25 protein-coding genes and 1 riboswitch are annotated in these 26,992 nt (G+C 38.2%); of the genes, 22 read left to right on the top strand and 3 right to left on the bottom strand.

Features of this window, described 5'->3' with window-relative positions:
* Positions 1-60 precede the first annotated feature (60 nt).
* From A0125_RS07965 to metF, 3 genes are read right to left on the bottom strand one after another with little or no spacing between them, the layout of a single operon-like run.
* Positions 61-978, bottom strand: coding sequence for an AEC family transporter (locus tag A0125_RS07965; RefSeq protein WP_066754417.1), 918 nt, complete (start codon positions 976-978; stop codon positions 61-63).
* A complete protein-coding gene (locus A0125_RS07970; RefSeq protein ID WP_066754420.1) occupies positions 965-2,500 on the bottom strand; it encodes an FAD/NAD(P)-binding protein in 1,536 nt (511 codons plus the stop codon). The genes A0125_RS07965 and A0125_RS07970 overlap by 14 nt, the downstream gene beginning before the upstream one ends.
* A gap of 37 nt (positions 2,501-2,537) precedes the next feature.
* Positions 2,538-3,494 (bottom strand): methylenetetrahydrofolate reductase [NAD(P)H], encoded by a 957-nt coding sequence (metF, locus tag A0125_RS07975; protein WP_066754422.1) that lies wholly within the window; start codon positions 3,492-3,494, stop codon positions 2,538-2,540.
* A 60-nt stretch (positions 3,495-3,554) separates the two neighbouring features.
* A riboswitch (SAM riboswitch) is annotated at positions 3,555-3,660 on the bottom strand.
* A 199-nt stretch (positions 3,661-3,859) separates the two neighbouring features.
* On the opposite strand from metF, the gene A0125_RS07980 reads away from it, so the two are divergent.
* The 22 genes from A0125_RS07980 to A0125_RS08085 all read left to right on the top strand — a co-directional run bounded on the left by A0125_RS07980 (position 3,860) and on the right by A0125_RS08085 (position 26,988).
* Positions 3,860-5,152 (top strand): nucleotide sugar dehydrogenase, encoded by a 1,293-nt coding sequence (locus A0125_RS07980; protein ID WP_066754423.1) that lies wholly within the window; start codon positions 3,860-3,862, stop codon positions 5,150-5,152.
* 140 nt (positions 5,153-5,292) lie between these two features.
* The gene (locus A0125_RS07985) at positions 5,293-5,757 is read left to right on the top strand and encodes an adenylyltransferase/cytidyltransferase family protein (protein ID WP_066754424.1); all 465 of its coding nucleotides are present in this window, start codon (positions 5,293-5,295) and stop codon (positions 5,755-5,757) included.
* A gap of 32 nt (positions 5,758-5,789) precedes the next feature.
* The gene (gene rfbB, locus A0125_RS07990; protein ID WP_066754425.1) at positions 5,790-6,842 is read left to right on the top strand and encodes a dTDP-glucose 4,6-dehydratase; all 1,053 of its coding nucleotides are present in this window, start codon (positions 5,790-5,792) and stop codon (positions 6,840-6,842) included.
* Position 6,843: 1 nt separating this feature from the next.
* Positions 6,844-7,395, top strand: a complete 552-nt coding sequence (gene rfbC / locus A0125_RS07995) for a dTDP-4-dehydrorhamnose 3,5-epimerase (protein WP_066754430.1) — start codon at positions 6,844-6,846, stop codon at positions 7,393-7,395.
* A 29-nt stretch (positions 7,396-7,424) separates the two neighbouring features.
* A complete protein-coding gene (gene rfbD / locus A0125_RS08000; protein WP_066754432.1) occupies positions 7,425-8,273 on the top strand; it encodes a dTDP-4-dehydrorhamnose reductase in 849 nt (282 codons plus the stop codon).
* Between the two features lie 33 nt (positions 8,274-8,306).
* Entirely contained in the window at positions 8,307-9,167 is an 861-nt protein-coding gene (gene rfbA, locus A0125_RS08005; RefSeq protein ID WP_066754434.1) for a glucose-1-phosphate thymidylyltransferase RfbA, read from the top strand.
* 4 nt (positions 9,168-9,171) lie between these two features.
* Positions 9,172-10,056: a polysaccharide biosynthesis/export family protein gene (locus tag A0125_RS08010; protein ID WP_066754436.1), complete on the top strand. Its 885-nt coding sequence runs from the start codon at positions 9,172-9,174 to the stop codon at positions 10,054-10,056.
* A 92-nt stretch (positions 10,057-10,148) separates the two neighbouring features.
* A complete protein-coding gene (locus tag A0125_RS08015; RefSeq protein ID WP_066754438.1) occupies positions 10,149-11,657 on the top strand; it encodes an SLBB domain-containing protein in 1,509 nt (502 codons plus the stop codon).
* Between the two features lies 1 nt (position 11,658).
* Positions 11,659-12,732 (top strand): GumC domain-containing protein, encoded by a 1,074-nt coding sequence (locus A0125_RS08020; RefSeq protein ID WP_066754440.1) that lies wholly within the window; start codon positions 11,659-11,661, stop codon positions 12,730-12,732.
* Positions 12,733-12,930: 198 nt separating this feature from the next.
* Positions 12,931-14,400 carry an MATE family efflux transporter gene (locus A0125_RS08025; RefSeq protein ID WP_156472482.1) on the top strand — a complete coding sequence of 490 codons (1,470 nt, stop codon included), beginning with the start codon at positions 12,931-12,933 and terminating at the stop codon, positions 14,398-14,400.
* Positions 14,401-14,457: 57 nt separating this feature from the next.
* Positions 14,458-15,738, top strand: a complete 1,281-nt coding sequence (locus tag A0125_RS08030; RefSeq protein ID WP_066754444.1) for a UDP-N-acetylglucosamine 1-carboxyvinyltransferase — start codon at positions 14,458-14,460, stop codon at positions 15,736-15,738.
* Positions 15,739-15,758: 20 nt separating this feature from the next.
* Complete coding sequence (murB, locus tag A0125_RS08035) at positions 15,759-16,619, top strand: UDP-N-acetylmuramate dehydrogenase (protein WP_066754446.1); 861 nt, start codon at positions 15,759-15,761, stop codon at positions 16,617-16,619.
* A gap of 3 nt (positions 16,620-16,622) precedes the next feature.
* Complete coding sequence (locus tag A0125_RS08040) at positions 16,623-17,639, top strand: glycosyltransferase family 2 protein (RefSeq protein WP_066754448.1); 1,017 nt, start codon at positions 16,623-16,625, stop codon at positions 17,637-17,639.
* Between the two features lie 19 nt (positions 17,640-17,658).
* Positions 17,659-18,672 carry a glycosyltransferase family 2 protein gene (locus tag A0125_RS08045; protein ID WP_066754450.1) on the top strand — a complete coding sequence of 338 codons (1,014 nt, stop codon included), beginning with the start codon at positions 17,659-17,661 and terminating at the stop codon, positions 18,670-18,672.
* Between the two features lie 21 nt (positions 18,673-18,693).
* Positions 18,694-19,614 carry a glycosyltransferase gene (locus A0125_RS08050; RefSeq protein ID WP_066754452.1) on the top strand — a complete coding sequence of 307 codons (921 nt, stop codon included), beginning with the start codon at positions 18,694-18,696 and terminating at the stop codon, positions 19,612-19,614.
* Positions 19,611-20,414 (top strand): glycoside hydrolase family 16 protein, encoded by an 804-nt coding sequence (locus A0125_RS08055; RefSeq protein WP_082784967.1) that lies wholly within the window; start codon positions 19,611-19,613, stop codon positions 20,412-20,414. The genes A0125_RS08050 and A0125_RS08055 overlap by 4 nt, the downstream gene beginning before the upstream one ends.
* Before the next feature lie 39 nt (positions 20,415-20,453).
* Positions 20,454-21,467, top strand: coding sequence for a glycosyltransferase family A protein (locus A0125_RS08060; protein WP_262507293.1), 1,014 nt, complete (start codon positions 20,454-20,456; stop codon positions 21,465-21,467).
* 10 nt (positions 21,468-21,477) lie between these two features.
* On the top strand, positions 21,478-22,605 hold the full coding sequence (locus A0125_RS08065) for a glycosyltransferase (protein WP_066754458.1): 1,128 nt from the start codon (positions 21,478-21,480) through the stop codon (positions 22,603-22,605).
* A 322-nt stretch (positions 22,606-22,927) separates the two neighbouring features.
* Positions 22,928-23,695 carry a hypothetical protein gene (locus A0125_RS08070; protein WP_156472483.1) on the top strand — a complete coding sequence of 256 codons (768 nt, stop codon included), beginning with the start codon at positions 22,928-22,930 and terminating at the stop codon, positions 23,693-23,695.
* Positions 23,696-23,702: 7 nt separating this feature from the next.
* Entirely contained in the window at positions 23,703-24,920 is a 1,218-nt protein-coding gene (locus A0125_RS08075; RefSeq protein ID WP_066754462.1) for a hypothetical protein, read from the top strand.
* A gap of 38 nt (positions 24,921-24,958) precedes the next feature.
* Entirely contained in the window at positions 24,959-26,110 is a 1,152-nt protein-coding gene (locus A0125_RS08080) for a glycosyltransferase (protein ID WP_066754464.1), read from the top strand.
* Between the two features lie 11 nt (positions 26,111-26,121).
* Entirely contained in the window at positions 26,122-26,988 is an 867-nt protein-coding gene (locus tag A0125_RS08085; RefSeq protein WP_066754466.1) for a glycosyltransferase family 2 protein, read from the top strand.
* Positions 26,989-26,992 lie beyond the last annotated feature (4 nt).

Raw genomic sequence — 26,992 nt, forward strand, 5'->3', positions numbered from 1 at the left:
TGAGTTGCAAAAACAGCTATTTAAGTGAAAACGACTATGAATAAGGAATACTAAAGCCGGCTAGAACAATAGTACGCTGACGATCGGAACTAGGATTAGCGATACAATGGAGGAAATTCCTACCAGCAAGGCGGCGTTTTCTTCCTCTGTCTCTAAAAAGGAGGCAAATACCACCAGATTGGCAGCAATCGGAAAGCTGGCCATCAACAACATCAACATCGACTGATCATCATCCAATACGCCAACCCACTGCGCTTCAGCGAAAACAAAAAGGCCTAAGATGATTGCGCCAGCTACATAGCGCAAACCTAAGATCTTACTGAACGTGGCGTAAGCTACCTTTTTATAGTCAATACCACCGAGTGTAACGCCGATAATGAGCATGCCCAAAGCAGAAACGATCCAGCTAATTATATTTCCGACTGGTTCGACACTTTCAGGGAGTTCTACTGAAAACAAGTTGAGCCCAATCGCGACAATACATGCATATACAGCCGGAATTTGAAATACTTTTTTGACAGCTTCTTTGGTCGGCACATCTTTAGTGCGCGACATCAGGAAAAATCCCACCGTGTCGCCATACAATGCATTGCCGACATACGCCGAGATAATCAATGGCATTTGCTCCTCGCCAAATAATGCCATCACGACGGGTATGCCAAACCAGCCGATATTGTAGTAAGAAAAAGATCCCTTTAAAAGGCTGCCATCATATTCCGAACCAAAGCTGCGCTTGGCGATTATCGCGGGAATATTCATCGCTAGCGCTAGCAAAAAGATCATGGAGCCGGATACCGCTGTTTCGGCAAGATCTGCCTTCAACAGATTCTCAATGATCAAAATCGGAATCAATGCGAAAAGCAGTACCTTGGAAATCCACTTGCTCTTCAAATTCCATTTGGCGTGTGCTAACCAGCCTATGAGGATAAACCCATAGAGCGGCAGTACACGAGTCGCCAGTTCATTAATGATATCCATGACCGAGTTGTAAAAGTAAATCGTTGGTTAGTAGATCTGCTTGTTCAACGTTGAACCAAAGTGAATTAATGTCTAGTTGTGCGCCTGCAAGCTGATGGCCGATTACATAGAAAGGTGATAGTTCATTCCGGGAGGAAGTCCATACGCGCATAGTGTTCAAATCTGCTAATATGCCGGCAATAGGATGCTGTTCGATGTATTTTTTTGCAAGCAAATCTGGCCAAATAGGTTGGTCTTGCATCTTTTCGATATCGCTGGAGGGTCCAGAAGCATTGATGACATAATCTGCTTCGTGCGTCTTACCATCTTGCTGTTTGAGAATAAACCGATCACCCTTCCACTCAATGTCGTCGGTATGCGCAATGATTTCTAACTGCCCAGAACGTAAAATATTGCGGATCTTGATCGCATTCTCCAGCGGAATAGCGTGCCGGTTGATATCGAAATGAGGTTTTACCCATTTGCCAAAAAGCATTTTTTGATCCGGTGGGAGCAAACGCCAGATGCTGTAGGAGTCTTCTCGCAAGGAATATAATATCGTTTGAAAAATATTGCCGTCGCCCGTCGCTTCCTGAATATCTTTTTCCAACAAGGTTAACTGATCCTTGTTGATGCGGTCTTCGTTGCTCCAATCAACTTGTTGTTGGAGTGCACTTTCAACTTCCGAACGGAAAAGTCGGATAAGATCAATGATGCGGAGTGTTCTCTGCTGTTGGCGAATGATGCTACGAATGCTAGACAAAGTCAATACTTTTCGTTCGTAGGGCATCTCAGAAGGCGTCTGCACGCGAGGCAATAGGCCAGTGAGTGAGAAAAATTGAATCGGCCCTTCATGACCATTATCTACCAGGGTTATCAACGCATCAATTGCCGTTAGGCTGCTGCCCACGATACTTACACGCGCCTGCTTGTCTTTAATCTCTCGTAGCAATCGGCTAGTAGGCCAAGGTGAGCAAAAGAAATGATCTGTCGTTTTCAGTTTAGCGAATGTAGAGGATTCGGGATTCCCTGTCGCTAGTATCACGAAGTCAAATGGTAATTGGCGTTCGTCGGCGGTATGTAGTACGACATTATTTCGATCGATTACATCTGCGGCGACTACTTCCGTTGATTCCGTTTGGATTTCAATGCCTTTATCAGCTCCCCAGGTTCGGTATGTGTCAAACATAGTCTGTACATAATTTCCGTATAACATGCGCGGTGGATAGCTGTCTGGGTGTGTACTTACCTGCGGATAATTATCTTCGATCCACTCACTATTTTGGTGCATCCATTGCACGAAATGCATGCGTTCTTTTGGGAAAATACCCATGAGACCGGCTTTCGTATTGAGGAGATGACCTTGTTGTTCGGTGCCAAACGCCAATCCATCACCAAATTCCTTCCTTTTTTCAAACAATGTGATGGAAATAGGGAAGGGATTTCCTTGTGTGACGTGTTTTTGCACCAGTTGGATGAAGCAGGCTACACCACTAGCTCCTGAGCCAACGATAGCAATGTTTTTAGGTAGATGTTTGACCATATAACTACCTAAACAGGAATTAGTAGCGATTGTTTAGTTATGCCAGTTGTTGCACAATGTTTTTAGTAGGTCCGGGATTACTCATCGTATAGAAATGTAGTACGGGCGCACCAAAGGCAATGAGTTCACGGCATTGTTGTACTAGCCATTCTTCTCCTACTTTTCTCACGTCCGCATTGTTTTTGCAACTTTCAACCGCGTCGGACAGTTCTTCGGGTATATCGAGATGAAATATGCGCGGCAACGTGATCAGCTGTTTTTTGGTAGTTAAGGGTTTCAAGCCAGGAATGATAGGCACATGGATATCATGCTCACGGCATTTGGTGACAAATTCTTTATAACGCTCCACGTTGAAAAACATTTGAGTTACAATAAATTCTGCGCCCATATCTACCTTTTTTTTCAACCATTTGAAATCGGTCTGCGCGTTTGGTGCTTCGAAATGCTTTTCAGGATAACCTGCTACACCAATGCAGAAATCTGTTTTTGATGAAGTCATAATATCCTCATGCAGGTATTTGCCATTATTCATATCCTTCACTTGCTGCAATAGATCTGTCGCATAAGCATGGCCACCTTCTGTAGGAATAAAATCAGCATCGCCTTTACGCGCATCTCCTCTTAAAACGAGTACATTGTCGATTCCAAGAAAATCCAAATCAATTAAGGCATTTTCCGTTTCTTCTTTGGTAAACCCACCACAAATCAAATGCGGCACCGCATCCACCTTGTATTTGTTCATAATGGCCGCGCAAATAGCTACCGTGCCTGGGCGTTTACGATAAGAAACGCGCTCTAACAAGCCGTTCGGATGTTGTTTGTACAAGTAATCTTCCCGATGATAAGTCACGTCGATAAAAGGCGGGTTGAATTCCATGAGTTCATCCATCGTTTGGAAGATGTTTTGAATTCCCTGACCTTTGGCAGGGGGTAGCAACTCAAACGAAAACAAGGTTTTTCCTTGTGCATTCTTGATATGATCAATGATCTTCATATGTATCTGTTTCTTGAATGGAAGGCTTGCAGAGAAGAGGTGCTGGTAATTGCTCCAGTTCGCTTATCATTCCCTTCGTTGTGAACGGGTAGATTGTAGCACCTTGACGTGTGTCAGGTTGCTAAGGCGTCTGCGGGTCTAATCCCTCAGCCTTTCTCTATAAGCAATCACAAATATGGGAAAACAGTGTGGGATAACAAAATGCAGAAGGATTTAAATTAATTAACTTCATTGTTTATCCAGGTCAAAACTATGTTGCAATTTGCTGCGAAGCTGGTGCAAGACACCGCTCCTAAGTACTTTAATGGAAGATTACGAGTTTTGAATTTTCTGAATTATCAGACTATTTAGTACATTCGTGCAGAATGAAGAAAATAGCCGTTATCGGACAAGGATACGTTGGGTTGCCTCTAGCGTTGGCGTTTGCTTCGCACACGCAAGTAATTGGATTTGATATCGATGAATTGCGCGTCGGCGAGCTGAATGCGGGCATTGATCGGACTAAAGAAGCAGATTCAGGGATCCTAAGTTCGGCTCTTCTGTTTTGGAACAACTCAGATGGTGATAAAGGTTATAAAGCTTCATTTGCACTCGAGGATCTTCGTTCATGTTCGATCTATATTGTTACGGTACCTACGCCCATCGACTCATTTAATGCGCCGGATCTTAAACCACTACATGCGGCCACCCGTATGTTGGGCAAAGTTTTAAAAAAGGGTGATATCGTTATTTACGAATCGACGGTATATCCAGGTTGTACAGAAGAAGATTGTGTGCCGATACTGGAACAGGAATCTGGATTAATATTCAATCAAGACTTTTTTGCGGGATATTCACCAGAGCGCATTAATCCGGGAGACAAGATCAATACATTGGCTACGATTGTAAAAGTAACCTCGGGTTCTACGCCAGCTATAGCAGAAGAAATAGATCAGCTTTATCAGAATATCATTCTTGCGGGTACGCACAAGGCGCCGAGTATCAAGGTGGCGGAAGCATCCAAAGCGATTGAAAATGCGCAGCGAGACGTGAACATATCTTTTGTCAACGAATTAGCGTTGATTTTCGATCGAGTAGGTATTGATACACAAGATGTATTGGCGGCAGCAGGCACTAAGTTCAATTTTCTGCCATACAAACCCGGTTTAGTTGGCGGGCACTGTATATCGGTAGATCCTTATTATCTAGCTCACAAAGCAGTACAATTAGGTTATCATCCAAATGTGATTCTTTCTGGCCGCCGTGTCAATGATTCTGTTGCAGAGTTTATCGCTTCCAAGGTGGTCAAGCTCATGATTCAAAAAGATATTGCGGTAAAGGGAGCTAAAGCGCTCATCTTAGGAATCACGTTTAAGGAAAACTGTCCAGATATAAGGAATACGAAGGTTAAGGATTTGCATGCTGCCTTGGAAGATTACGGTGTAAAAGCTGATGTTGTCGATCCTTGGGCGAATGCTGAAGAAGTGGCGCATGAATATGGTTTACGATTAAAAACTGTGGACGAAGCAATGCAATCTGGAGGTTATGATACCGTGATAATGGCGGTGTCGCATCAAGAATTTTTAAAAATGGATTTGACGAGTTTCTGTAAAGAGTGTGTGGTCGTTTTCGATATTAAAGGAGTGCTAGATAGGGCTATCGTAGATGCTCGGCTCTAATAGGAAGACTGTTAGCCTGCTTGGCATATTTTTTGAAGAATCGGCGCTGTGTGTAGCACCTACCCTTCGACGTAGTCCAATTGTAGTTTAGGGATATATAAATATATTAAGAAATCATATAATCAGAGCAATCATTCGCTATGGAAAAAAAGAAGAAACAAGACTATAATCCTGGGCCACGTGTTGGCATTACGTTTTCAACCTTCGATCTACTGCATGCTGGTCACATCATGATGTTGGCAGAAGCAAAAAGACAGTGTGATTATTTAATTTGTGGTTTGCAAATGGATCCCACATTAGATCGCCCTGAAAAGAATGCACCTACGCAGACTGTAGTAGAGCGCTATATTCAGTTGCGAGGTTGCGAGTATGTAGACGAAATAGTGCCTTACTCTACAGAGCAAGACTTGGAAGATATCTTAAAATCATTCAAATTGGATGTGCGCATAGTTGGGGATGAGTATGAAGATAAAGACTTTACGGGGCGTGCCTACTGCGAGCAGAAAGGGATAGAACTCTATTTTAATAGTCGCGATCACCGTTTCTCCAGTTCGGGTTTGAGGAGAATTGTTGCAGAAAAAGAAGCTGCAAAAAATAATAAATAAAAGCAGTATATTACTCTAATTCGAATAGAGCTATGTCAAAAACGATATTGATTACCGGCGGAGCCGGATTTATTGGTTCTCATGTAGTAAGGGAATTTGTTACTAAATATGCCGACTATCGTATTGTCAATCTGGATGCGTTGACGTATGCAGGGAATTTGGAGAACCTAAAAGATATTCAAGACAAGGCCAATTATACATTCGTAAAAGCGGATATTACTGATGCAGCTCATATTCTAGAAGTATTTAAAGAATACCAACCAGACGGTGTGATTCATTTGGCTGCAGAATCTCATGTGGATCGTTCGATCACGGATCCCTCTGCTTTTGTGATGACCAACGTTATCGGCACTGTTAACTTACTAAATGCGGCCCGAGAAATCTGGAAGGATAATTTTGAAGGGAAGCGTTTCCACCATGTATCTACAGACGAAGTTTTCGGAGCATTGGGTAGCACAGGTTTGTTTACAGAAGATACTAAATACGATCCACACTCGCCGTATTCTGCGTCGAAGGCATCGTCAGATCATTTTGTAAGAGCTTATCATGATACATATGGCTTACCGATAGTACTAACGAATTGCTCAAACAACTATGGTCCCAACCATTTTCCAGAAAAACTGATTCCGTTGTGTATTCATAACATTTTGAACAACAAACCTTTGCCAATATATGGTGACGGCAAGTATACCCGGGATTGGTTATTCGTAATCGATCATGCGAAAGCTATTGATTTAGTTTATCATAAAGGTAAAAATGGGGATTCTTATAATGTGGGAGGTTTCAATGAGTGGCAAAATATTGATTTGGTTAAGGAATTGTGCCAACAAATGGACGACAAATTAGGCAGAACTAAGGGAACTTCCGAAAGCCTAATTACCTACGTGAAAGACCGGCCAGGGCATGATCTCCGTTACGCGATCGATGCTACAAAAATTAATAAAGAATTGGGATATATGCCATCTGTAACCTTCCAACAAGGACTGTCACTGACGATCGATTGGTTTTTGAATAACAAAGAATGGCTGCAGAATGTAACCAGTGGGGATTACCAAAACTATTACGAAACGCAGTACGAAAGATAATATGAAGGCTACAGAAACCAAGCTGAAAGGCTGTTTCATTTTAGAACCCAAAAAATTCGGAGATAGCCGCGGTTACTTCTTCGAAAGCTTCAACGAGCAAACATTTAATGAGGTCACGAAAACCCAAACTCGGTTTGTGCAAGATAACCAATCGTATTCTACGAAAGGTGTATTGAGAGGTTTGCACGCACAGGCAGGCGAATATGCACAAGCTAAGTTAGTACGCGTATTATCTGGAAAAGTATTAGATGTAGCGGTTGACGCAAGAAAAGGCTCTGCCACATTTGGCCAGCACGTAGCTGTGGAGTTGTCGGCCGAAAATAATCTGCAATTATTTGTTCCACGTGGGTTCTTGCACGGTTTTGTAGTGTTAAGCGATACGGCCACCTTCTTTTATAAGTGCGATAACTTTTATCATAAGGATGCCGAACAAGGTGTGCGTTTTGATGATGATACATTGGGCATAGATTGGATTTTGCCACACGGGTCTCTTTTGGTTTCCGACAAAGACGGTGTATTACCAACCTTTGCTGAAGTGTTTGGTGGTAAATAGTCAAAGAAGAGGGGTATTAGAATAGCTTTATGAAAATTTTAGTTACCGGAGCTAACGGACAGTTGGGCCAAGAGTTGCAAGTCGTAGCGAAACACTATCCTCAAGATGTTTTTATCTTTGTTGGTCGGGATGAAATGCCCTTGAACCATCCTGCACAAATTAACTCCGTATTAGATCATCACAATCCGGATTTTATCATCAACGCAGCTGCTTATACAGCGGTTGACAAGGCAGAGTCCGAACTCGAATTGACGGATCTAGTGAATCATCAAGCGGTGGCTAGCATGGCAAAATGGGCAAAGCAACATAGCGTTCAATTGATTCACGTATCCACAGATTATGTGTTTCAAGGGGATAGCAGTACACCACTTACGGAGAGTGAAGAAACAAATCCGATCAATGTTTATGGTTCCTCCAAGCAAAAAGGAGAGCAAGCTATTTTGCAGTCTGGTGCTGATGCAGTAATCATCCGCACTGCATGGGTTTATTCTACCTACGGTGCGAACTTTGTGAAAACAATGATTAGATTGATGACTGAGCGCGACGAGATTTCGGTTATTTCAGATCAAATTGGTTCGCCCACTTACGCCTACGATCTAGCTATGGTCATCTTGACTATTGCGCACAGTGACAAATGGAATGCTGGTATCTATCATTATAGCAATGAAGGTAAAACTTCTTGGTATGATTTCGCTATAGCTATTCGTGACGTGAGATCTTTAGACTGTAGGATTAAGCCAATTTCAACAGAACAATATCCTACACCCGCCAAACGTCCACGATATTCTCTTTTGGACAAGACGAAGATAAAGGATACCTTTGCAATAGAAATCCCAAATTGGGAAGAAAGCTTGAGGTTGATGGTGGGAAAATTATGAACTCCAAATTTGACTTTATTATAATATAAATTTATGAAGGGAATAATTCTTGCCGGCGGTTCCGGTACACGTCTGCATCCTTTAACATTGGCCGTAAGCAAGCAGTTGATGCCGGTTTACGATAAACCTATGATTTATTATCCCTTGTCGACACTGATGTTAGCAGGGATAAAAGACATACTCATAATTTCCACGCCGCAGGATTTGCCTCATTTCGAAAAGTTACTTGGAGATGGCTCACAATTAGGATGTTCGTTTAGTTATAAGGAACAACCTTCTCCAGACGGATTGGCTCAAGCATTTATTTTAGGTGAGGAGTTTATAGGTGACGATAAGGTAGCGTTAATTTTGGGCGATAATATCTTTTATGGCTCTGGCATGTCCAAGTTATTACAGTCAAATGCTAATCCGAATGGTGGTTGTGTTTTTGCGTATCAAGTGCACGACCCAGAAAGATATGGTGTCGTCGATTTTGACGCTGACAAGAAGGTCGTTTCCATTGAAGAAAAACCTGCAAATCCTAAATCAAACTATGCAGTTCCTGGATTATACTTCTATGATAATGAGGTCGTCGAGATTGCCAAAAGCATAAAACCGTCTCATCGTGGCGAATTAGAAATTACAGACATTAATAAAGTATATTTAGAACAAGGAAAATTGCAAGTTGGCGTTTTCGATCGTGGTACCGCTTGGCTAGATACTGGCACAATTCAATCTTTGATGCAGGCTGGTCAATTTGTTCAGGTGATTGAAGAGCGAACTGGAACAAAAATAGGAGCGATTGAAGAGGTAGCTTTTAGAATGGGTTATATTGATGGCGATCAGTTGTTACGTTTGGCAGAACCATTGGTAAAGAGTGGGTATGGAGAGTATTTAAAAGTAATTGCGAAATAGTACTATGAAGAAGGATTTGTATTGCGTTATAATGTTTCTAATCATTGGTTTATTTTCTATGAGAATTGATGCTGTAAGTGCACAATCGTTAGACTATTCCAAAGTAAAAGCGGAGTCATTGAGTGATGATCAGATTTTACAAATGATCACTCGTGCTGAGGAACAGGGATTAACTCCTAATGAGATGTACGACACATTGACGGAGCAAGGAATGTCAAGCTCTGAGGTGTTAAAACTGCGGTCTCGAGTAAATAAAATACGTAAAGAAAAAGTCGGTAATCAAAAGTTATCTTCGCTCGTAGACCTAAGCGAGGAAGGGAGAAGTGTTAGTAAGGAAAGTGATTTAATTGATACTTCGACAGGAGAAGACGCTCAAAAAGACGACAGTTCGAGAATCTTTGGCTCTTCGTTATTTAACAATGGTAATATAAAGTTCGAGCCGAACCTAAATATTCCAACCCCATCAAACTATATCGTGGGAACAGGCGATCAGTTACTGGTCGAGCTTACAGGTGATAACGAGGCTAGTTATAAACTTCCAATAAATGCCGAAGGCACAATAAGGGTAGAGTATGTTGGTATTGTAGAGGTGGCTGGGCTAACGATAGATGAAGTAAAAGCGAAGCTCTTCAATCGATTTGTAGGTACATATCCATCTCTTCGTTCTGGAAGAACAAATCTTTCATTGAGTCTAGGAAATATTAGATCTATTAAAATAATTTTAACTGGCTTCGTAACACAGCCTGGTACGTATACTCTACCATCTGTTGCAAGTGTTTTTAACGCGTTGTATGCTGCTGGTGGGCCCTCAGATAAAGGAACATTTCGTAATATCCAGATTATTAGAATAATAGTATTGTCGGGACTATCGATGCTTATGACTTTTTAGTCAATGGATATCAATCTGGTAATATTCGATTAGTAGACCAAGATGTTATACACATTCCAGTACAACAAAAACAAGTAGAGATCGAGGGCTTGGTGAATAGACCAGGTTTTTTTGAAACCAAAGATGGTGAGAGTTTCAGCGATTTATTACGATATGCTGGTGGATTCACCTCAAAGGCTTACCGTGCAAAAATTAGAGTATTTGAAACAACAGACAGAGATCGTCGGATACGAGATATTTATGCAGCTGATTTTGATTCTTACCTTCCTAAAAACGGGGATCATTATATTGTGGAAGAGATTCTCGACCGGTACGAAAACAGAGTGCAGATAGAAGGAGCAGTTTTTAGGCCAGGCTATTATGAATTGTCTGAAGGCTTAACAGCTCGCGACCTACTCAACAAGGCAGATGGGATTAAGGAAGATGCTTTTATGACAAGAGCCTATATCAATAGGCTTAATGCTGATAATACGCAGAAGCTTATTTCTTTCAATTTGCAATCTTTACTAGACGGTACTACAGCCGATATTGATCTTAGAAGAGAAGATAGACTAATTGTTTCTTCTATTTTCGATTTACGTGAAGAGTACAGCATAAATGTAGATGGTGAAGTGCGAAAACCCGGGAAGTTTCAATACGCAGAGGATATGACTTTAGGAAATGTTATTCACATGGCAGGTGGGCTTTCTGATGCGGCTAATATTGAACGTATTGAAATTGCTAGAAGAATCCGACGAAACATAAATGAGCGTGATTCTGTACTATCTGAGCTATTAGTGGTGAATTTTCCCGATAAAGAATCCGCATTGGAATCCGATTTTGTCTTACAACCATTCGATATCATAAATATTCGAACTAGCACAGGCTATCAATTTCAAAAGCAAGTGCGTGTAGAAGGAGAGGTTAATTATCCTGGAGTTTACACGCTAGTGTCAAAAGATGAGACAATCTCTGACATTATAAAAAGAGCTGGGGGTGTAACGGATTATGCCTATTTAGAAGGAGCCTCTTTACAACGTACAATTTCTGATGCTAGAATAGCACTAGATAATAATCACGCCTCGGATTCCGTGCAGTCAGTTATTGATGAGATTGTGGATGCGGATGACTCAGTTCAAGGACGAGTGCTGACCATCAATAAGGATGTACGAGCAAAGAATACCTCGTTGGCTTTGAGTAACTATGTTGGAATTCAATTACCTAAAATTTTGGATAAGCCGCATTCTAGTCGTGATCTTTTAATGGAAAATGGAGATATCATTATTGTGCCAAGGCAGTTGCAAACTATCGTGGTAAGAGGAGAGGTGCTTAACGCCAATCGAATTGTCTATAAAAAGGGAATGCCGTTAACTTACTATGTTAACCAAGCAGGAGGATTTACGGCAAGTGCACATAAGAAAAAGACTTTTGTCCAATATGCTAATGGAGAAGTTAAAAGTACAGTTGTTGGTCTAGGTCGGATTTATCCGGAAATAAGACCGGGCGCAGAAATTATTGTGCCGCAGAAGCCTGTTAAGCAACCAATGGGTGCGAGAGCCCTTATCGGTCTAACATCTGCTGCCGTTTCTACCATGGCTATTATCTTAAGTCTTTTACGCTAATATGATTACGGAGAATTCAAAGGAAGAAATATCCTTAAAACAATTATTTATTTACATAGGTAAAGGAACTAACTATCTTTTTTCGAAGTGGTATCTATTGTTTTTATTTGGTGCTATAGGCGCAACTATAGGCTATTTGTATGCAAAAAACAGTACGCCGCTTTTTAGTGGAACTACTACATTTATTTTAGAAAATAGCAATGAGGGAGTTAAGAGCGGCGGATTGTCGGCTTTAGGTGGATTGGGAATGTCTGGAATAGGTGGAACAGAGTCTCTTTTCCAAGGAGAAAGTCTTTTTGAATTATACAAATCGCGCGCGATTTTGGCAAAAACATTACTCGAACTAATTGATGATAGAGAATTATTTGTACAACGCTTTTATAAGATAAACGACGATTTTAGGAAAAGTATCGATAGCAGACCTGACATAAAAGAGTTGATAGAGAATCGAAGCTTTTTTAGTGAGAGTGATTCGTTGAACGAAAGAATACGAGATTCTATTCTGACCAAGGTTGTTTCCCGTATTAAGTCTGATTATATTGAAGTCGATAAATTAAATAAAAAAGCGAATATTATATATGTGACAATATCTGCTGAAGATGAAGAATTCGCAAAGAGATTCAATGAAGAGTTGGTTAACAATGTGAATGATTTTTATCTTCAAGTAAAAAGTGGCAGGTCCACTGATAATATTAAAATGTTACAATACAAAGTTGATTCGGTTAGGAATGTGCTTTTTGGGGCAATCTCTGTTACGCAAAGCACTACTGATAATACTCCAAATTTAAATCCTACAAGACAATCACTTCGTAGTGTGCCGATTGCACAGGCTGAAGTGTCAACAGAGTCCAGTAGGTCTGTACTTGCAGATTTAATGCGTAATCTAGAACAAGCAAAGCTAACTTTGAGTAAAGATGGGCCGATTATTAAAATTGTTGACAACGTTATTTACCCATTACCTAAGATAAAAGCGAGTACATTTATATACGGATTGATTGGAGCTTTTGGGGGAACCTTCCTCATCATAATGATACTTTCCTGCTTAAAGGTGATTAGACATATCTTGAATTCCTAAAATTTCGATTTGTAAAAATTAAATGTAATAGGTTATAAATATAGAAGTTGTAATGGCTGTGAAGCGGTTTTTTATAAACAATTTGTATGACTTCCTTAGCTAAACGGTTATAAATTTAATATAGAGAGTTGCAGAGTGGTCGATAATAGGAGAATTGCAAAGAATACAATGTTTCTTTATTTCCGTATGTTTTTAAACATGGGAGTCGCGCTTTATACCTCTAGATTAGTGCTTTCTACTCTTGGTGTCGAAAACTATGGCATCTATAGTGTCGTTGGCGGGGTAGTGGTGCTTTTCAGTTTCTTTAATTCATCGATGTCGTCGGCTACACAGCGTTTTTTAGCCATAGATTTTGGTAGAAAAATTGAAGGAAATTTGCAGTATACTTTTAATACAGCTCTAGCCATTCATTTAGCAATAGCTGTGCTAGTATTAATTATTGCCGAGTCGGTCGGTCTGTGGTTCGTCAACTATCGACTAAATTTTCCTGCCGAACGAATGACTGAAGTAAATATAGTGTATCAGTTCTCTGTGCTTTCAAGTATCATTGGTGTAACACAAGTCCCCTTTAATGCTTTAATTATTGTACGAGAGCGTATGAGCATCTTTGCTATGATAAGTGTCGCAGAAACCTTTTTGAGATTAATAATCGTCTATATATTGGTACGCGCTCCTTATTCAAAACTGGTTAGTTTTTCAGTATTATTGTTTATTGTTAGCTTAGTTATTTCCACATTTTATAAAGTCTACTGTCTCCGATCGTTTAAAGAAAGCAAATTTATGATTGTGAAAGAATGGGCTCTTTATGGGGAACTTCTTTCATATTCGGGATGGAATTTGATAGGTAATATAGCCACCGTTGGTAAAGGACAGGGGGTAAACATCTTGCTTAATGTTTTTTTTGGAACACTTTTAAATGCAGCATATGGAATTATGATCCAAGCACAAACAGCCGTGCAATCATTTGTCCTAAATTTCCAGATTGCTGTTAATCCTCAGATCTATAAACTATATGCAGAAAATAAGCTCTCCCAAATGCACGGACTTATGTTTAGAAGTTCGAAGTTTTCTTATTTTCTGTTGTTCATTTTGATCTGTCCAATCGTTTATAACATTGATTATCTACTTGTTTTCTGGCTAAAAAATCCTCCGGAATTTTCTAACGTGTTCATAAAGTACGCACTTATAAATTTATTGATAGAGTGTGTCTCCGGAGCGCTCATTACCGGAGCTTTGTCAACAGGGAAAATTAAGTGGTATCAAATAGTGGTAGGGAGTATTTTATTGCTAAACCTACCTATAAGCTATATTGCATTCAAGTTTACAAATAATCCGGTTGCATTTCTTTACGTTTCTATTTTTATAGCATTCTTAACTTTGATTTTTCGATTGTTGTTTTTGCGAAAAATGATTAAATTGAACGTGAAAGATTATGTGTGTAGTGTCTTGATCCCCATACTTTTGGTAAGTGTTTTTACCGGTTTATTCATGGTTGGTTATTTTGCATTCTTTGGTAAGGCAGATTCTATTGTTATGCTTTTCATAACGAGCTGTGTAATTATGTCGTTTGGAATGTTTGTTATTATACTGGTTGGTTGCAATCACGGAGAAAGATTGGTCCTTTTGAGGTCAGTTGAAGTGATTAAGAATAAATTTAAATCCCGATGAATCTGTGAAAACATCTGGAGTAATTTTGGTCCTTTATTTGAAAAAAACAAATACAATATGAAGAATTTAACAGCATTTATTAGAGGCGGACAAGTTCCTAGAGGTAACGTAAGAGTTAGTGGGGCTAAAAATGCGAGCACACGTTTACTTGCAGCATCACTTATTGCGGACGAACCCGTCGTTTTAAATAATTTTCCCACAGAGCTTGTAGATGCTAAGCATAAGATTAATTTTATCAATCGTAGTGGTGGGAAAGTACTTGTTGATGCTGTGGCTGAACAAATTACGATAGATAGTTCACAGCTTGGTACTTTGCCGCTAGATGATTATGATTATCCGATCCGTACCACCTACTTATTAGTAGCCGGTTTAATCAAAAAATCGGGTGTGGCGAGAATTCCCTATCCAGGAGGGTGCAAAATTGGTGATCGAGGATATGATCTCCACATTATGGTATGGGAGAGGCTTGGAGCTAAAGTTGTGGAGAAGGAAGGGTATATTGAAGTAACTGCCACTAAAGGATTTCAAGCCGGCGTGATTGACTTTCCAATATCGACCATTGGTGGTACGGAGAATGCTTTAATCTCCGCCTCTACGATTTCCGATGAAACTATTATAAAAAATGCATATATAAGTCCAGAGGTATATAGCTTAATCGAGTTTTTGCGAACGATGGGTGCACATATCGATGTAGTAGGCAATAGTTTTATTAAAGTTAAGGGTGCAAAATATCTGCGTGGATCAATTTTTGATGTAATGCCAGATCGGATTGAGGCGATCACATGGATCGTTTACGGTATTATTTCCGGTGGACAAATCACCGTAGAGGATGTGCCATTTGATACTATGGAAATCCCTCTTATTCATTTAAAACATGCGGGTATTGAATTGTACCGGAATTCCAATAACGTGATAATTTCGCCCGAGTGTCTTGTAAATGGTGAAATACAGCCATTCGAATTGGCTTGTGGGACTCACCCAGGGATTATTTCTGATATGCAATCTTTCTATACTTTGCTTGGATTATTTGGGAACGGCACAAGTCGCGTTTTCGATTATCGCTACCCTGAGCGTATCAAATATTGTTATGAACTTAACAAGTTTTTTCCGAATAGCATCGAGGCTACTCCAGGGACTATAAAAATTCAGGGAGGGACACCGCCTTTAGCGGCTACGGCCGAATCGACAGATCTAAGAGGCAGTATGGCGGTCGTAATGGCGGCATTACTGGCAGATGGTGAGTCAACAATTCATAATGTTGAAATGGCGCTAAGAGGATACAATAATTTAGAAGCGAAGCTTAAAAGTTTGGGTGTAGACTTTCAGGTGACAAGCTAAAGCGAATTAATGAACTACCCATGAAGATTATCGAAAATTTGGATTTGACGGCCTACAATTCTTATCGTGTAGCGTCAAGGTGTAAAAGGGCTTTTTTTCCAGAAAGTGAAGAGGATATTCGTGACATTTTACAAGAGCATGGAAATGGTTCTATAATTATGTTGGGAAGTGGTCATAACGTGATTCTTTCCAAGAGCTTTTACGACCAAGATTTTATGGTGTTTAATGGTAATTTTGATTCTGTTAAGCTAATAGATGATCAAACAATACACGCCCAGGCGGGAATCGACCTTTTGCAGCTTAGTGAATTCGCTTTGTCTAAATCATTATCAGGAATGGAAATTTTTTACGACATACCAAGTTCATTAGGAGGTGCAATAGTAATGAATGCTGGTGCTAATGGAGAAGATATTCATAGTTTAATTTTAAATGCTCGTTACTACGATCCAAATAAAGATGAGTTTATTGAGCTACATTCCGCTGATATATCTAGAGGTTATCGAGATAGTTATTTTCAACAGAACCCCCACTTGGTTATTACTGAAGCAACAATTAAACTTTCCAAAGGATCTGCATCGCTTATTAAAATGAAAATGCAAACAATAAAAGAGCAACGTTGGGCCAAACAGCCAAAAGACTTTCCAAATGCTGGTAGCGTCTTTAAGCGCCCTGCCGGTTATTTTGTTGGCGCTATCATGGATGAACTTTCACTGAAAGGTGTTTCGATAGGCGGAGCCAAAGTCTCAGAAAAACACGGCGGCTTTATTGTCAATTACAATAAAGCGAGTGGAGAAGATATTATGGCACTTATTGAGCACATACAGCAATGTGTTGAAAACAAATATGGCTTCCGATTAAATGTTGAACAGCGAATTATTTAATTGATGGAATTACAAAAACCTAAGGTAAGTATTATTTCAGGATATTATAATCGTGAAGATTATGTTCAAGAGTCCATTCAAAGTTTACTTGACCAAACATTTACTGATTTCGAAATTATTATTTTTGATGATTGTTCAACAGACTCGACTCGTCAAAAATTAAGGAGGTTGGCTGCGACTGATAGTAGGATTGTACTCATCTTGCATGAACAGAATCAAGGTTTTGTTAATGGAATAATTGATGCAGTAGCAATTGCGAAAGGTGACTATATTGCGATCCATGGTTCAGGAGATTTTTCTCTTCCTGAACGTATTGAAAAGCAGGTGGAAGTGTTGGATCAATCTGGAAGTATTGGTTTGGTTGGTTGTTATGTTGAAAATATCGAACTTAATATGGGTTTTGAGCGTGTTACATTATGGAAGCATGATGTAACAGGCAAATGCATCGATCTTTTAAACAAACAAAATTTGTTTACCCACGGAGAAGTTATGTTTAAGCGTGCTTTATATAACCAAGCAGGAGGGTATCGCTCCTTCTTTAAGTTTACTCAAGACTACGACTTATGGACCAGAATGGCCATACATAGTGAATTTTTCACTATTCCTGAGGTACTATACCGTCGGTATTTGCGGAGAGACGGTGCATCAGTTGTTCCTGAGAAACGATTGCTACAATCCTTGCTAGCTGTGATTGTGAGGCAAAATATCCGTTTCATAAAAAAGGGCAAACCCGATTTAGTCGATGAGTATGGTAATCAGGCCATTGATTATATTACTGAAATTCCAAAGAAATCAGCCGAACTTCTAACTAATAGAACATTGGAAGTTTTGATAGAGAAAGGGAAAAAATCTGTTTTAGCTAGACGTGTCATATTTTTATTTTCCAAGCAGAGAGACTATCTGTTTTTGGGAGTATTGCTTAGAACACTTGTTTTGTTGCCGCAGAGTTTTATTGAAAGATTGGCAAAAAATTCAGTGTTTAAATATATTTTATCAGTTACAATTTATAAGTTGCCGTAACAGGTGTTATCATCATCATATGAAGGTTTCGATAATTATACCGAATTACAATCATGCAAAATATTTGAAACAGCGTATTGATGCAGTTTTAAACCAAACATTCGACGATTATGAAGTCATTATACTGGACGATTGTTCCACTGATGACAGTAGGGCAATTATAGAGGAATATAGACAACACGATAAAGTTTCTTCTATTATCTTCAATGAAACGAACAGTGGTGGGGTATTCCGACAGTGGATAAGAGGATTAAGTCTGGCGTCGGGTCAATATGTTTGGATAGCAGAAAGTGATGATTGTACAGATCCTTATTTTCTTGAAAAAACACTCCAAATTATGGAGGCAGATCCTAATCTCAAAATGGTTTTTACAGATAGTTATATTATTAATGAGGATAATCATATAATCGATAGAAATAGTCTGGATAAAGAGAGCGCTTTTAATGCATTAAAAAAAGATAATTATATTATTAACTCAGATAATCTGACACGTTACCTTTTTTTAGATATGATTATTACGAATGCAAGTAGTGCACTTATCGATAAAGCTGCCCTCCTTAAAATAGATTCGGACATTCTCAAAACTTTTAAAAATACAGGCGATCGCTTTGTTTATATAGGAATTGCACAGTATTACGGCATACGATTCCTTGATGAACCACTTAACTACATGCGCTCACATAGCGGGAATACTACAAAGATGAGTTTGAAAAATGGAAATATTTTTCGAGATCGATTAGAAGTATTCTCATACTACTTAGATGGTGTCACGTTAAATGACGAAGCTAAGCTAAACTTGCGCACATTTTTTGAGCAAAGCTACTTCGATTTTGTGGATTTTTGTGATTTTACAAAATTGGATCTTCTCCAAAAGCGCCTTAAAGACAAGAAAATTATTACAATCTTTCAGTACACTTTATACAATATGTATAATAGTACGTTCAATCATTTTTTGAAGAAGCAGAGCTTAATCATAAGGAGGACGTGTCAGTTTTTGCAAAGAAAATTATCGCTTGGACGTAATCCGATTTAATAAACATAGATACTAGTAAACATGCTATTTTCAATTTTAATCGCAAATTACAATAACTCTTTATACATCGAAGAAGCATTGAAAAGCGTCTATGCACAAACTTACCAGAATTGGGAAGTTATTATTGTTGATGATGCTTCTACCGATAATTCTTTAGAGATTGTAAAACCGTATTTAGACGATTCTCGAATCAAGCTTTTTAGAAACGATAAGAATCGAGGTTGTGGCTATACTAAAATGCGGTGTGCTGAGCAAGCCATTGGTACTTATTGCGGTTTTCTTGATCCTGATGATTCATTGACGATAGATGCTCTGCAAGTAATGGTAGATGCTTTTCGGAAATTTCCCGCTGCATCGATGATTAACTCTAAAAATGTTTTTTGTGATGAGAATATGAATGTTATCGAAGTAAATCCGTATTCTCAAGATGTACATGATAAGGGTTCTTATCTTTTGTATGAAGGTTTAGGAGTGACACATTTTGCAGTGTATAGAAATGAATTATATAGACAAACTGTTGGATTATCTCCGGAGTTTACAAAGGCTGTAGATCAAGACTTGTTCTATCTTTTGGATGATATGGGTACAATTTTCTTTGTAGATAAGGTGCTATATAATTACCGTATTCACAGTGGCGGCATTTCAACTTTCTCAAATGCTATGCCAGCGCTTTATCAACATTATCGTGTAAAAAAGAAAGCTGCTTTACGAAGACTGACTGACAAAAAATTTACGGAGCAATTTAAAAATTTGAGAACGTTGCTGTATAAGTGTGATTTTCACATGGCGATGCTTGAAAAGAGATATTTTAAAGCATCCAAATTTTTGCTAATCTATACATTTAATGGTGGAAGTAAAGAAGTTTTTGCTATGATTGTAAGACTTTTTCGTCATCCAAGCAGGGTGATAAATTCTATTTTTAATGTCTATAAAGTAAAATGATTCCAGCTGTTAACCTCACCAATTTTATATTGGTTTTGTCGTGCTTCTTTTTGTTGATGGCCTGTAGAAAGCCAGATCTTAATATTGAAGGCTTACCTACTGTCGTATTGCCACCACAAGGCTACACACTTGCTTGGGAGGATGAATTTGATAAAGCACTTCTTGATTCCACAAAGTGGTCATTCAGGCAGTTGGGTAGGCGTAGAAGTGGATTTAATACAAGGGAATGTATTATACCCAACGAAGAGCGCGGGACATTAACAATTCGTACTTTCTTGAGGAACGATTCAATATTTACGGGTATGATTGGCACGCAAGAAAAATTCGAACAACAATATGGGTATTTTGAATGCAGTGCTCGCATAAGCCAAATAGCCTACGGATATTGGGCAGCTTTTTGGCTGCAATCTCCAGATATTGGTAAAACTCTCAATCCAGAAGTAGACGGTGTTGAAATAGACATTATGGAATTTGTACACGGTTATCCTTATCAAGTTAGTCAAGCGATTCATTGGAATGGATACGCACAGAATCACATGATGTCTAGCAATAATATATTATCAGACTCGAGGTTTGATGGTGCTCAATACCATCTCTATTCGATGGAGTGGACTCCAGATTACTATCGCTTTTTTGTTGATCGAAGGATGGTTTGGGAAGTTCGAGGACCAATTTCACATAGAGAACAATATATGATTCTTAGCTGTGAAGTTGGAGATAGATTACCCTTCATCAACACATTCGGGAATACTCCTGTAGATTTCGAGATTGATTACGTGCGTGTTTATAAAAAAGAGTAGTGATGGAAATAATGCCAATTAATTTTTTTTTTTTCAATTATTGTACCGATATATAATGTCGAGAAATATCTCTATAGGTGTGTCGACTCGCTACAGTCGCAGATTTTTAAAGACTTTGAAGTTGTTTTTATCAATGATGGTTCCACAGATGGAAGTTTAATACAGTTAAAGAATCAGCTTGAAAGCGTTTCGTTTCAATATCAACTCATAGAGCAATCCAATCAAGGATTAAGTGCTGCGCGAAATGTCGGCTTTACTCATACATCTGGAAAATTTATACTCTTTTTAGATAGTGACGACTATCTGCAACCAGATGCACTTTCATACTTGTTTGATAAGTTGCAAAGTTATTCTAATATTGATTACATGGCATTCGCCAGAAATTATGTCGACGAAGCGTACAAGCCGATTCAGCGTAGTTTTGTCAAATACGAATTTGAGGAAGAAGAAAAAATTTTTAAACATCATGAAGTATTACACAGTCTGCTGAGCTTTCGCAATATATCTTTTACAGTGATTGACAAAGTTTTTGCGCGTGATTTCTTAGTGCAATTTTCTCCATTCATATTTAAGGTAGGTGTAAACTTTGAAGATCATATATTTACTTTTTTTACTACAAAAAATGTTAACCAGGTTTTGGTAAGTAGGAGGCCACTCTTAAATTATTTGGTAAGAAGTACATCTATAATGCGGACGGCAGATCAAAAGATGGTTAATAATTATATAATCATGTTGAGAGAGTTTATAGAAAACATGAGGTTATACACGAATCGAAGTAGTGAAAACCGATTAATTTTACAACATGTTCTAGTACAAGTTGCCTCTTTCTATAAGGCGCTTTACGATGTGAAAACGCTGAATGCAAAGGATTATCAAAAGTTATCCAATTCATTTAAACAGAAACTAATTGAATATAAACTTTGGGGAGCGATTAATAGTAATTTTAGTGTCTTAAAAAACATTACAGCGTTATACATCAGAAGCCCACTCAGCTCTTATCAACTTTTCAATAATTTATTTTTTAAGATTTTGTCCTTTTTAGGAAAGGGTTAATTTTTTCAGTATGGAGAAAAGAGGAAAGAGTACGCTGGGGAAGCAGAAAGAGGAGAAAAAACATGTGTTATTCGTCATTACCGGATTGCGGATGGGCGGAGCCGAGATGCAGTGTTTGTTGTTAACAAAAGCGTTGATCGAAAGAGACTATAGTGTTAGTGTTGCTGTGATGGAGCCCAATGGAATTCTGATTCCTGAATTTAAACGATGTGGATCAAAAGTTTATGAACTAGGGGGTAAAAGTAAAGCTTCACTTATAAACGGACTATTAAAGTTAATTAGGATCATTTATAGAGAAAAACCAGACGTAGTGCATAGTCACATGATTCATGCAAATTTCTTTACTCGATTTGCTCGTATTTTTTGTCCAATTAAAAAATTAATTTGCACTGCCCACAATATATCTGAGGGCGGACGAGCTATGATGAATGTGTATCATTACACTGATTTTCTTTCTGATGCGAATACAAATGTTAGTAAAGAAGCTCTGGAAGAGTATATTAAGAGAGGATATTTTAGTAAAAAAAAGGCAGTTCTTATCACCAATGCTATTGACACTACGTACTTTCGTTATGATCCATTTGGCAGAGAATCCATCAGAAAAGAGTTGGAACTAGACGCTAATAAATTTGTTTTTTTAGCGGTTGGTAGATTACACGATCAAAAGGACTACCCTAATTTACTGTATGCTTACAAGAAAATTGTAGAAGATAATGAAAAAGTACACTTATTAATAGTAGGTATAGGGGATAAGCGAGAAGAGATAGAAAATCTTATTACTAGTTTAGATCTTTGTGCACATATAAGTATGCTGGGTATACGTACAGATATACCAAAAGTTATGAGTGCTTCAGATTGCTTTGTGCTTTCCTCTGCATACGAGGGCTTCGGCCTTGTCGTTGCCGAAGCACTTTCGTGTGAACTCTCTGTCGTCGCAACAGATGCGGGAGGAGTAAAGGAAGTACTGGGTGGACATGGTAAATTGATTCCAACAAGAGATACCGAATCCCTTTACAAAGTTATGAGCGAATCATTGAACGAAAAACGCGTAAGCAACACTTCGGGTCGAGACTATATTGTGCAACGTTATGATATACAACGCTTAATTAAAAAGTGGTTAGATTTGTATGGAATTTAATTAAATGGCATTTAGGAAATTTTGGATATCTTATTTTTCTGTTAAAGTATTTTACCTTTTTTTTGCTTTCTTTGTTTACGGTAAGCTTACGACATTGGGAGATACGTCGTCCTATTTAAACAAGGGCATCTCGTTCGGTTTAGAAGTTTTTTTTTCGTCTACTTCCATGATGTTTTTCCTGGGTGGCATATTTAAAACGATCTTCTTTATTGATGTGTTGGCTAGTATACCCCTTATGTTACTATCGTTTTATGGTATTTATTACGCTGTAGATCGCTTAAATCTTTATCGATATCCCATTCTGCTTTTCGTAGGATTATCATTGCCAAATTTTGCTGTATGGACCAGTATACATTCTAAAGAGGCGGTTGCTTGTTTCTTCTGCGGCGTATTAGCTGTTATGATTATCCGTTTCCTAAATGAAGATTTTAAAATCCGATTTATATATTTAATCGCACTTTACTTCTGTCTTTTATTTAAGCCTCAGTATCTTTTGTTTATTGCTCAAGCATTGGTTTTTTTACGACTAATTGCATTCTTTAAAATGGGTCCTACTGCCACATTTTTGTTAGGCGTAATTATGTTTACATTAAATCTTGTAGGCGTGTATTTGTTGCGAGATTTGATTGATACCTTGGCACAAGGGATGTATCTACACTTTACATATAAGGATCCAGAAATGGCTAAAAGTACACGATCGGCTGATCCTTGGTTAGAGCAATATGGTTTTTTTAAACAAGCACCATACGGTATGTTTATTGCATTTTGGGGTCCAACTGTGAAAGAGATGGTATCCAAACCAGTACAACTGATTGCAGGAATAGAAAGTGGTTTCTTACTTTTGCTTTTCATGCTCTTATGTTACAAACGTTTGACATATTTTCTGAACAAAGGACTTTTTAATCCCCGTATCTATTTTGCTTTGGGTATCATTATTGTAGGTATTTTATTCGTGCATTACCCATTTGGTTTTTTAAATCCTGGGTCGGGAATACGATATAGAGCTAACTTCTATCTGTTATTCCTTTTAATGCTTTTCTATTTGTTTGATATGAATGCCATATCTCGAATAATTAAAAATAAAATATAACTTGACAATGAAGAGAAACTTACTGACACTACTATTGGTATTAATCAATTTGATGGCAATCGCCGTACAGAAGTATAAAAGCGATGCTGAAGAGCTAAATCAACTTATATCTGTTGCAGTTAAAAATCAAACACCTGTGAACCTTGAAAGAGGTAGGACCTACAAAGTAGATAAAGCAATTCAAAAAGTTGTATTATCCGCAGGTCAGAAATTAACGATTAATGGCAATGGTTCAAAAATTGATTTCCTCGCAAATTCTGGAAAACAATTGTCATATCTTTTCCACATTCAATCCAAAGAGTATAACGCCAAAGCAGTTTTCAGTATTAACAATGTTACCATTGATGGATCGCAAAATCCAGTGCAATTTGATAGTAAGAGTTATTCAAAATTGATTTTAGCAGTGCCAATTTTTACGGAGCGAATTGGCGAAGTGAATTTAGATGCGATAAATATGTCAAACATCTATGGTGCAGGAGCAAGAATTAATGTTTTTGGGAAGTTTTCAGCCAATAATTTGAAGTTCAATAGAGTCGGCGGTAAATGGTATAAAACGGACGATTTTGATGCGTTTGGTGACGCTATTTATTTAGCATATGCTCGAGATAATGCGGTGGCAATAATTAAAAATAGCCACCTGGAGGGGTATCCAGCATCACCAAATCTTGGTGGTTGGAAAGAGAATCTTTCACGTTGTGGCATCGTAGCAGAATATAACAAAACGAATTTGCTTACACTTACGGTAGAAAATACTGAAATGGTGGGTTATCATAGATCTATTCATATAGAGGAGTCGAAGACAGCATTGGATGTGAATAATTCTACCTTTGAACGTTTTGGTAGCGCCGTTTTCGTCTATGGTTTTGCAGCAAAAGATGTTTATATAAAAAACTCGAAGTTCATTAATAATGTGGATTCATTTTTTGGGGGAGCTAAAGGAATTGTCACGGCGTATGCTAATAATAACAAAGGATTTGTAACCAATTGCAAAATACAGTCGAACACCTTTTTTCGGAATAACGAAATAACCGTCGTTTATAAAAATTCTGACTTTCAATTCACCAAATACAGTAAACCAAATCGTTCTTCGAGTTTCGAAAATTGTAATTTTAGTACGACGGCGAATCTTGCATCTGATTTTGGTAAAATGGATGCTCATTCCAAAAGGTCCTCGACCATGAAGCATAATATTATTAAGGGTGTGATAGATGCAATCTTTAAATAGTTCTTTAATATAGGTTCTGCTACAATATAAATAGTTACATGAAAATTCAGTTCGTAATTACCGATTATGGAAGTTTTAATAATTTTCTAGGAGATGTAGCGGTACATTTGATACATCTTGGCCATCGAGTACAGGTGGTATGTTCATTAGATAGGGTGATAGATGTAGAAGATCACTACGACTATCTTGGGGAGGGAATTTTATTCGATTATGTGGATTTTCCGCGAGGATTTAATCTTTGGAAACACTGGCAAGCTTCAAGGTCTATCCACAAACTAATCGCCAAGTTTAATCCTGATGTTGTTTCCATTCATTTTACGACCGGTATTTTTACTACAACTTTTCGATCTAGATTGAACGTGCGAACTATTGGAACCTTTCACGGGCTGGGTTATCCGGCAGTAGAAGGATTTATAAAAAGAGCTATCTATAAAATTGTTGAATCGCATTCGTTGAAACGAATTGATCAAAGTTGGGTACTAAATAGGTCTGATTACGACCTTGTAAAAAATGAGTTTCCAACAATAGATATAAACCTTTTGAAAACAAAGGGTTTAGGATGTAATTTAGGACGATTTAATAAAGCAAATTTTACCGATGTGCAAGACCGGAAGCTACGAGATACGCTAGGGATTAAATCAGAAGATTTTGTAGTATGTTTTACCGGGAGATTCGTTTTTTTCAAGGGTTTTGATAAGGTGGTTCGTGCTTTTAGTAAAGTCATGCAGGATCATCCTGAGGCAAATGTAAAGCTGTTGCTTATCGGAGGTAACGATCGTGCACATCCAAGTGGCTTAAATGAAAAAGAAGAACGCTGGATTCATGAAAGTGAACATGTAAAATGCATTGGCTTCACAAAAAAAGTAGAAGAATATTTGAGTATTTCAGATTTATTTCTTTTCCCTAGTGAAAAGGAAGGGATGCCGGTCTGTATTATCGAAGCTTTGGCGATGGGTGTTCCGATTATAACCACCTCTTCTAGGGGATGCGCAGACTTAGTTGTAGATGGGAAGAACGGAATAGTTTTAAAAGAGAATACTATTGAAGAGATCGCAAAACAGCTCTTCAGAGTTATGAGTAACCGAGCTTTAATAAATGAGTTCAAAGCAAATATAGAACAGGAGCGTCCTTCTTTAGGTCGTAATAATTTTGTTCAGCAACAAGCAAATTTTTTCCAGTCTTTATCTTAATATTATTTTCAATGCAAGAAGATGCCGTTGCCTTTTCGGTGATTATACCTTTGTACAATAAGCAAACTACAATAGAAATCACGATTCAATCGGTGCTTGATCAACACGTAAGAAACTTCGAGATCATCATTGTAAATGATGGTTCAACAGATGAGAGCTTACAACGAGTTCGCAGCATTCAAGATCACAGAATTGTTATTATTGACAAACAAAATGAAGGCGTCTCTAAAGCAAGAAATATTGGGATACAACAATCAAAATATCCGTGGTTGTGTTTTTTAGATGCAGATGATTATTGGGAAAGTGATCATCTAACGCACTTAGTCGAGATTATAAGAAAGGAATCGCATCAAAATTTTTTGGCAACGGGATTCCGAATCGCTACGGGTGATTTGAAGGTGTCTAAATCAATTATTTGGCCAAAGCGAGGGCTATTCAATTATTTCGATGTGGCTTCGATGAATGGGTTTGCAGTCCACACCTCGAGTGTGTGTATCCACAAAGAAATTTTGCGTGCTGATTCGTTTGATGAAAATTTGTCCCTCGGGGAAGATAATGAGCTTTTTTCGCGTATTGGACGCAAATATTTTGTATACTTTATACCTTACGCAACAACCTACTATATATCGGATTCTGAAAACAAAGAAACTCTTCGAAATCATCCTGTTAAAAAGGATTTTTTGTATAATATCAATCTAAGCGGAATTACGAATGACAAAGAGCGCAAATACTACACACTGTTTATCATTTCTCATCTATTGAGGTTTGCAATAAAAGAAAAAAATATAGCAAAATCCAGAACGTTATACTCTTATTATAGGAAGGATTTAGATCTTCGAGATTTTCTTTACTATTTTTCAAGAAAAATTTTTAGATAGAAAG

Origin of the sequence: Sphingobacterium populi (genome assembly GCF_001586775.1) — a bacterium.
Classification (GTDB): domain Bacteria; phylum Bacteroidota; class Bacteroidia; order Sphingobacteriales; family Sphingobacteriaceae; genus Sphingobacterium; species Sphingobacterium populi.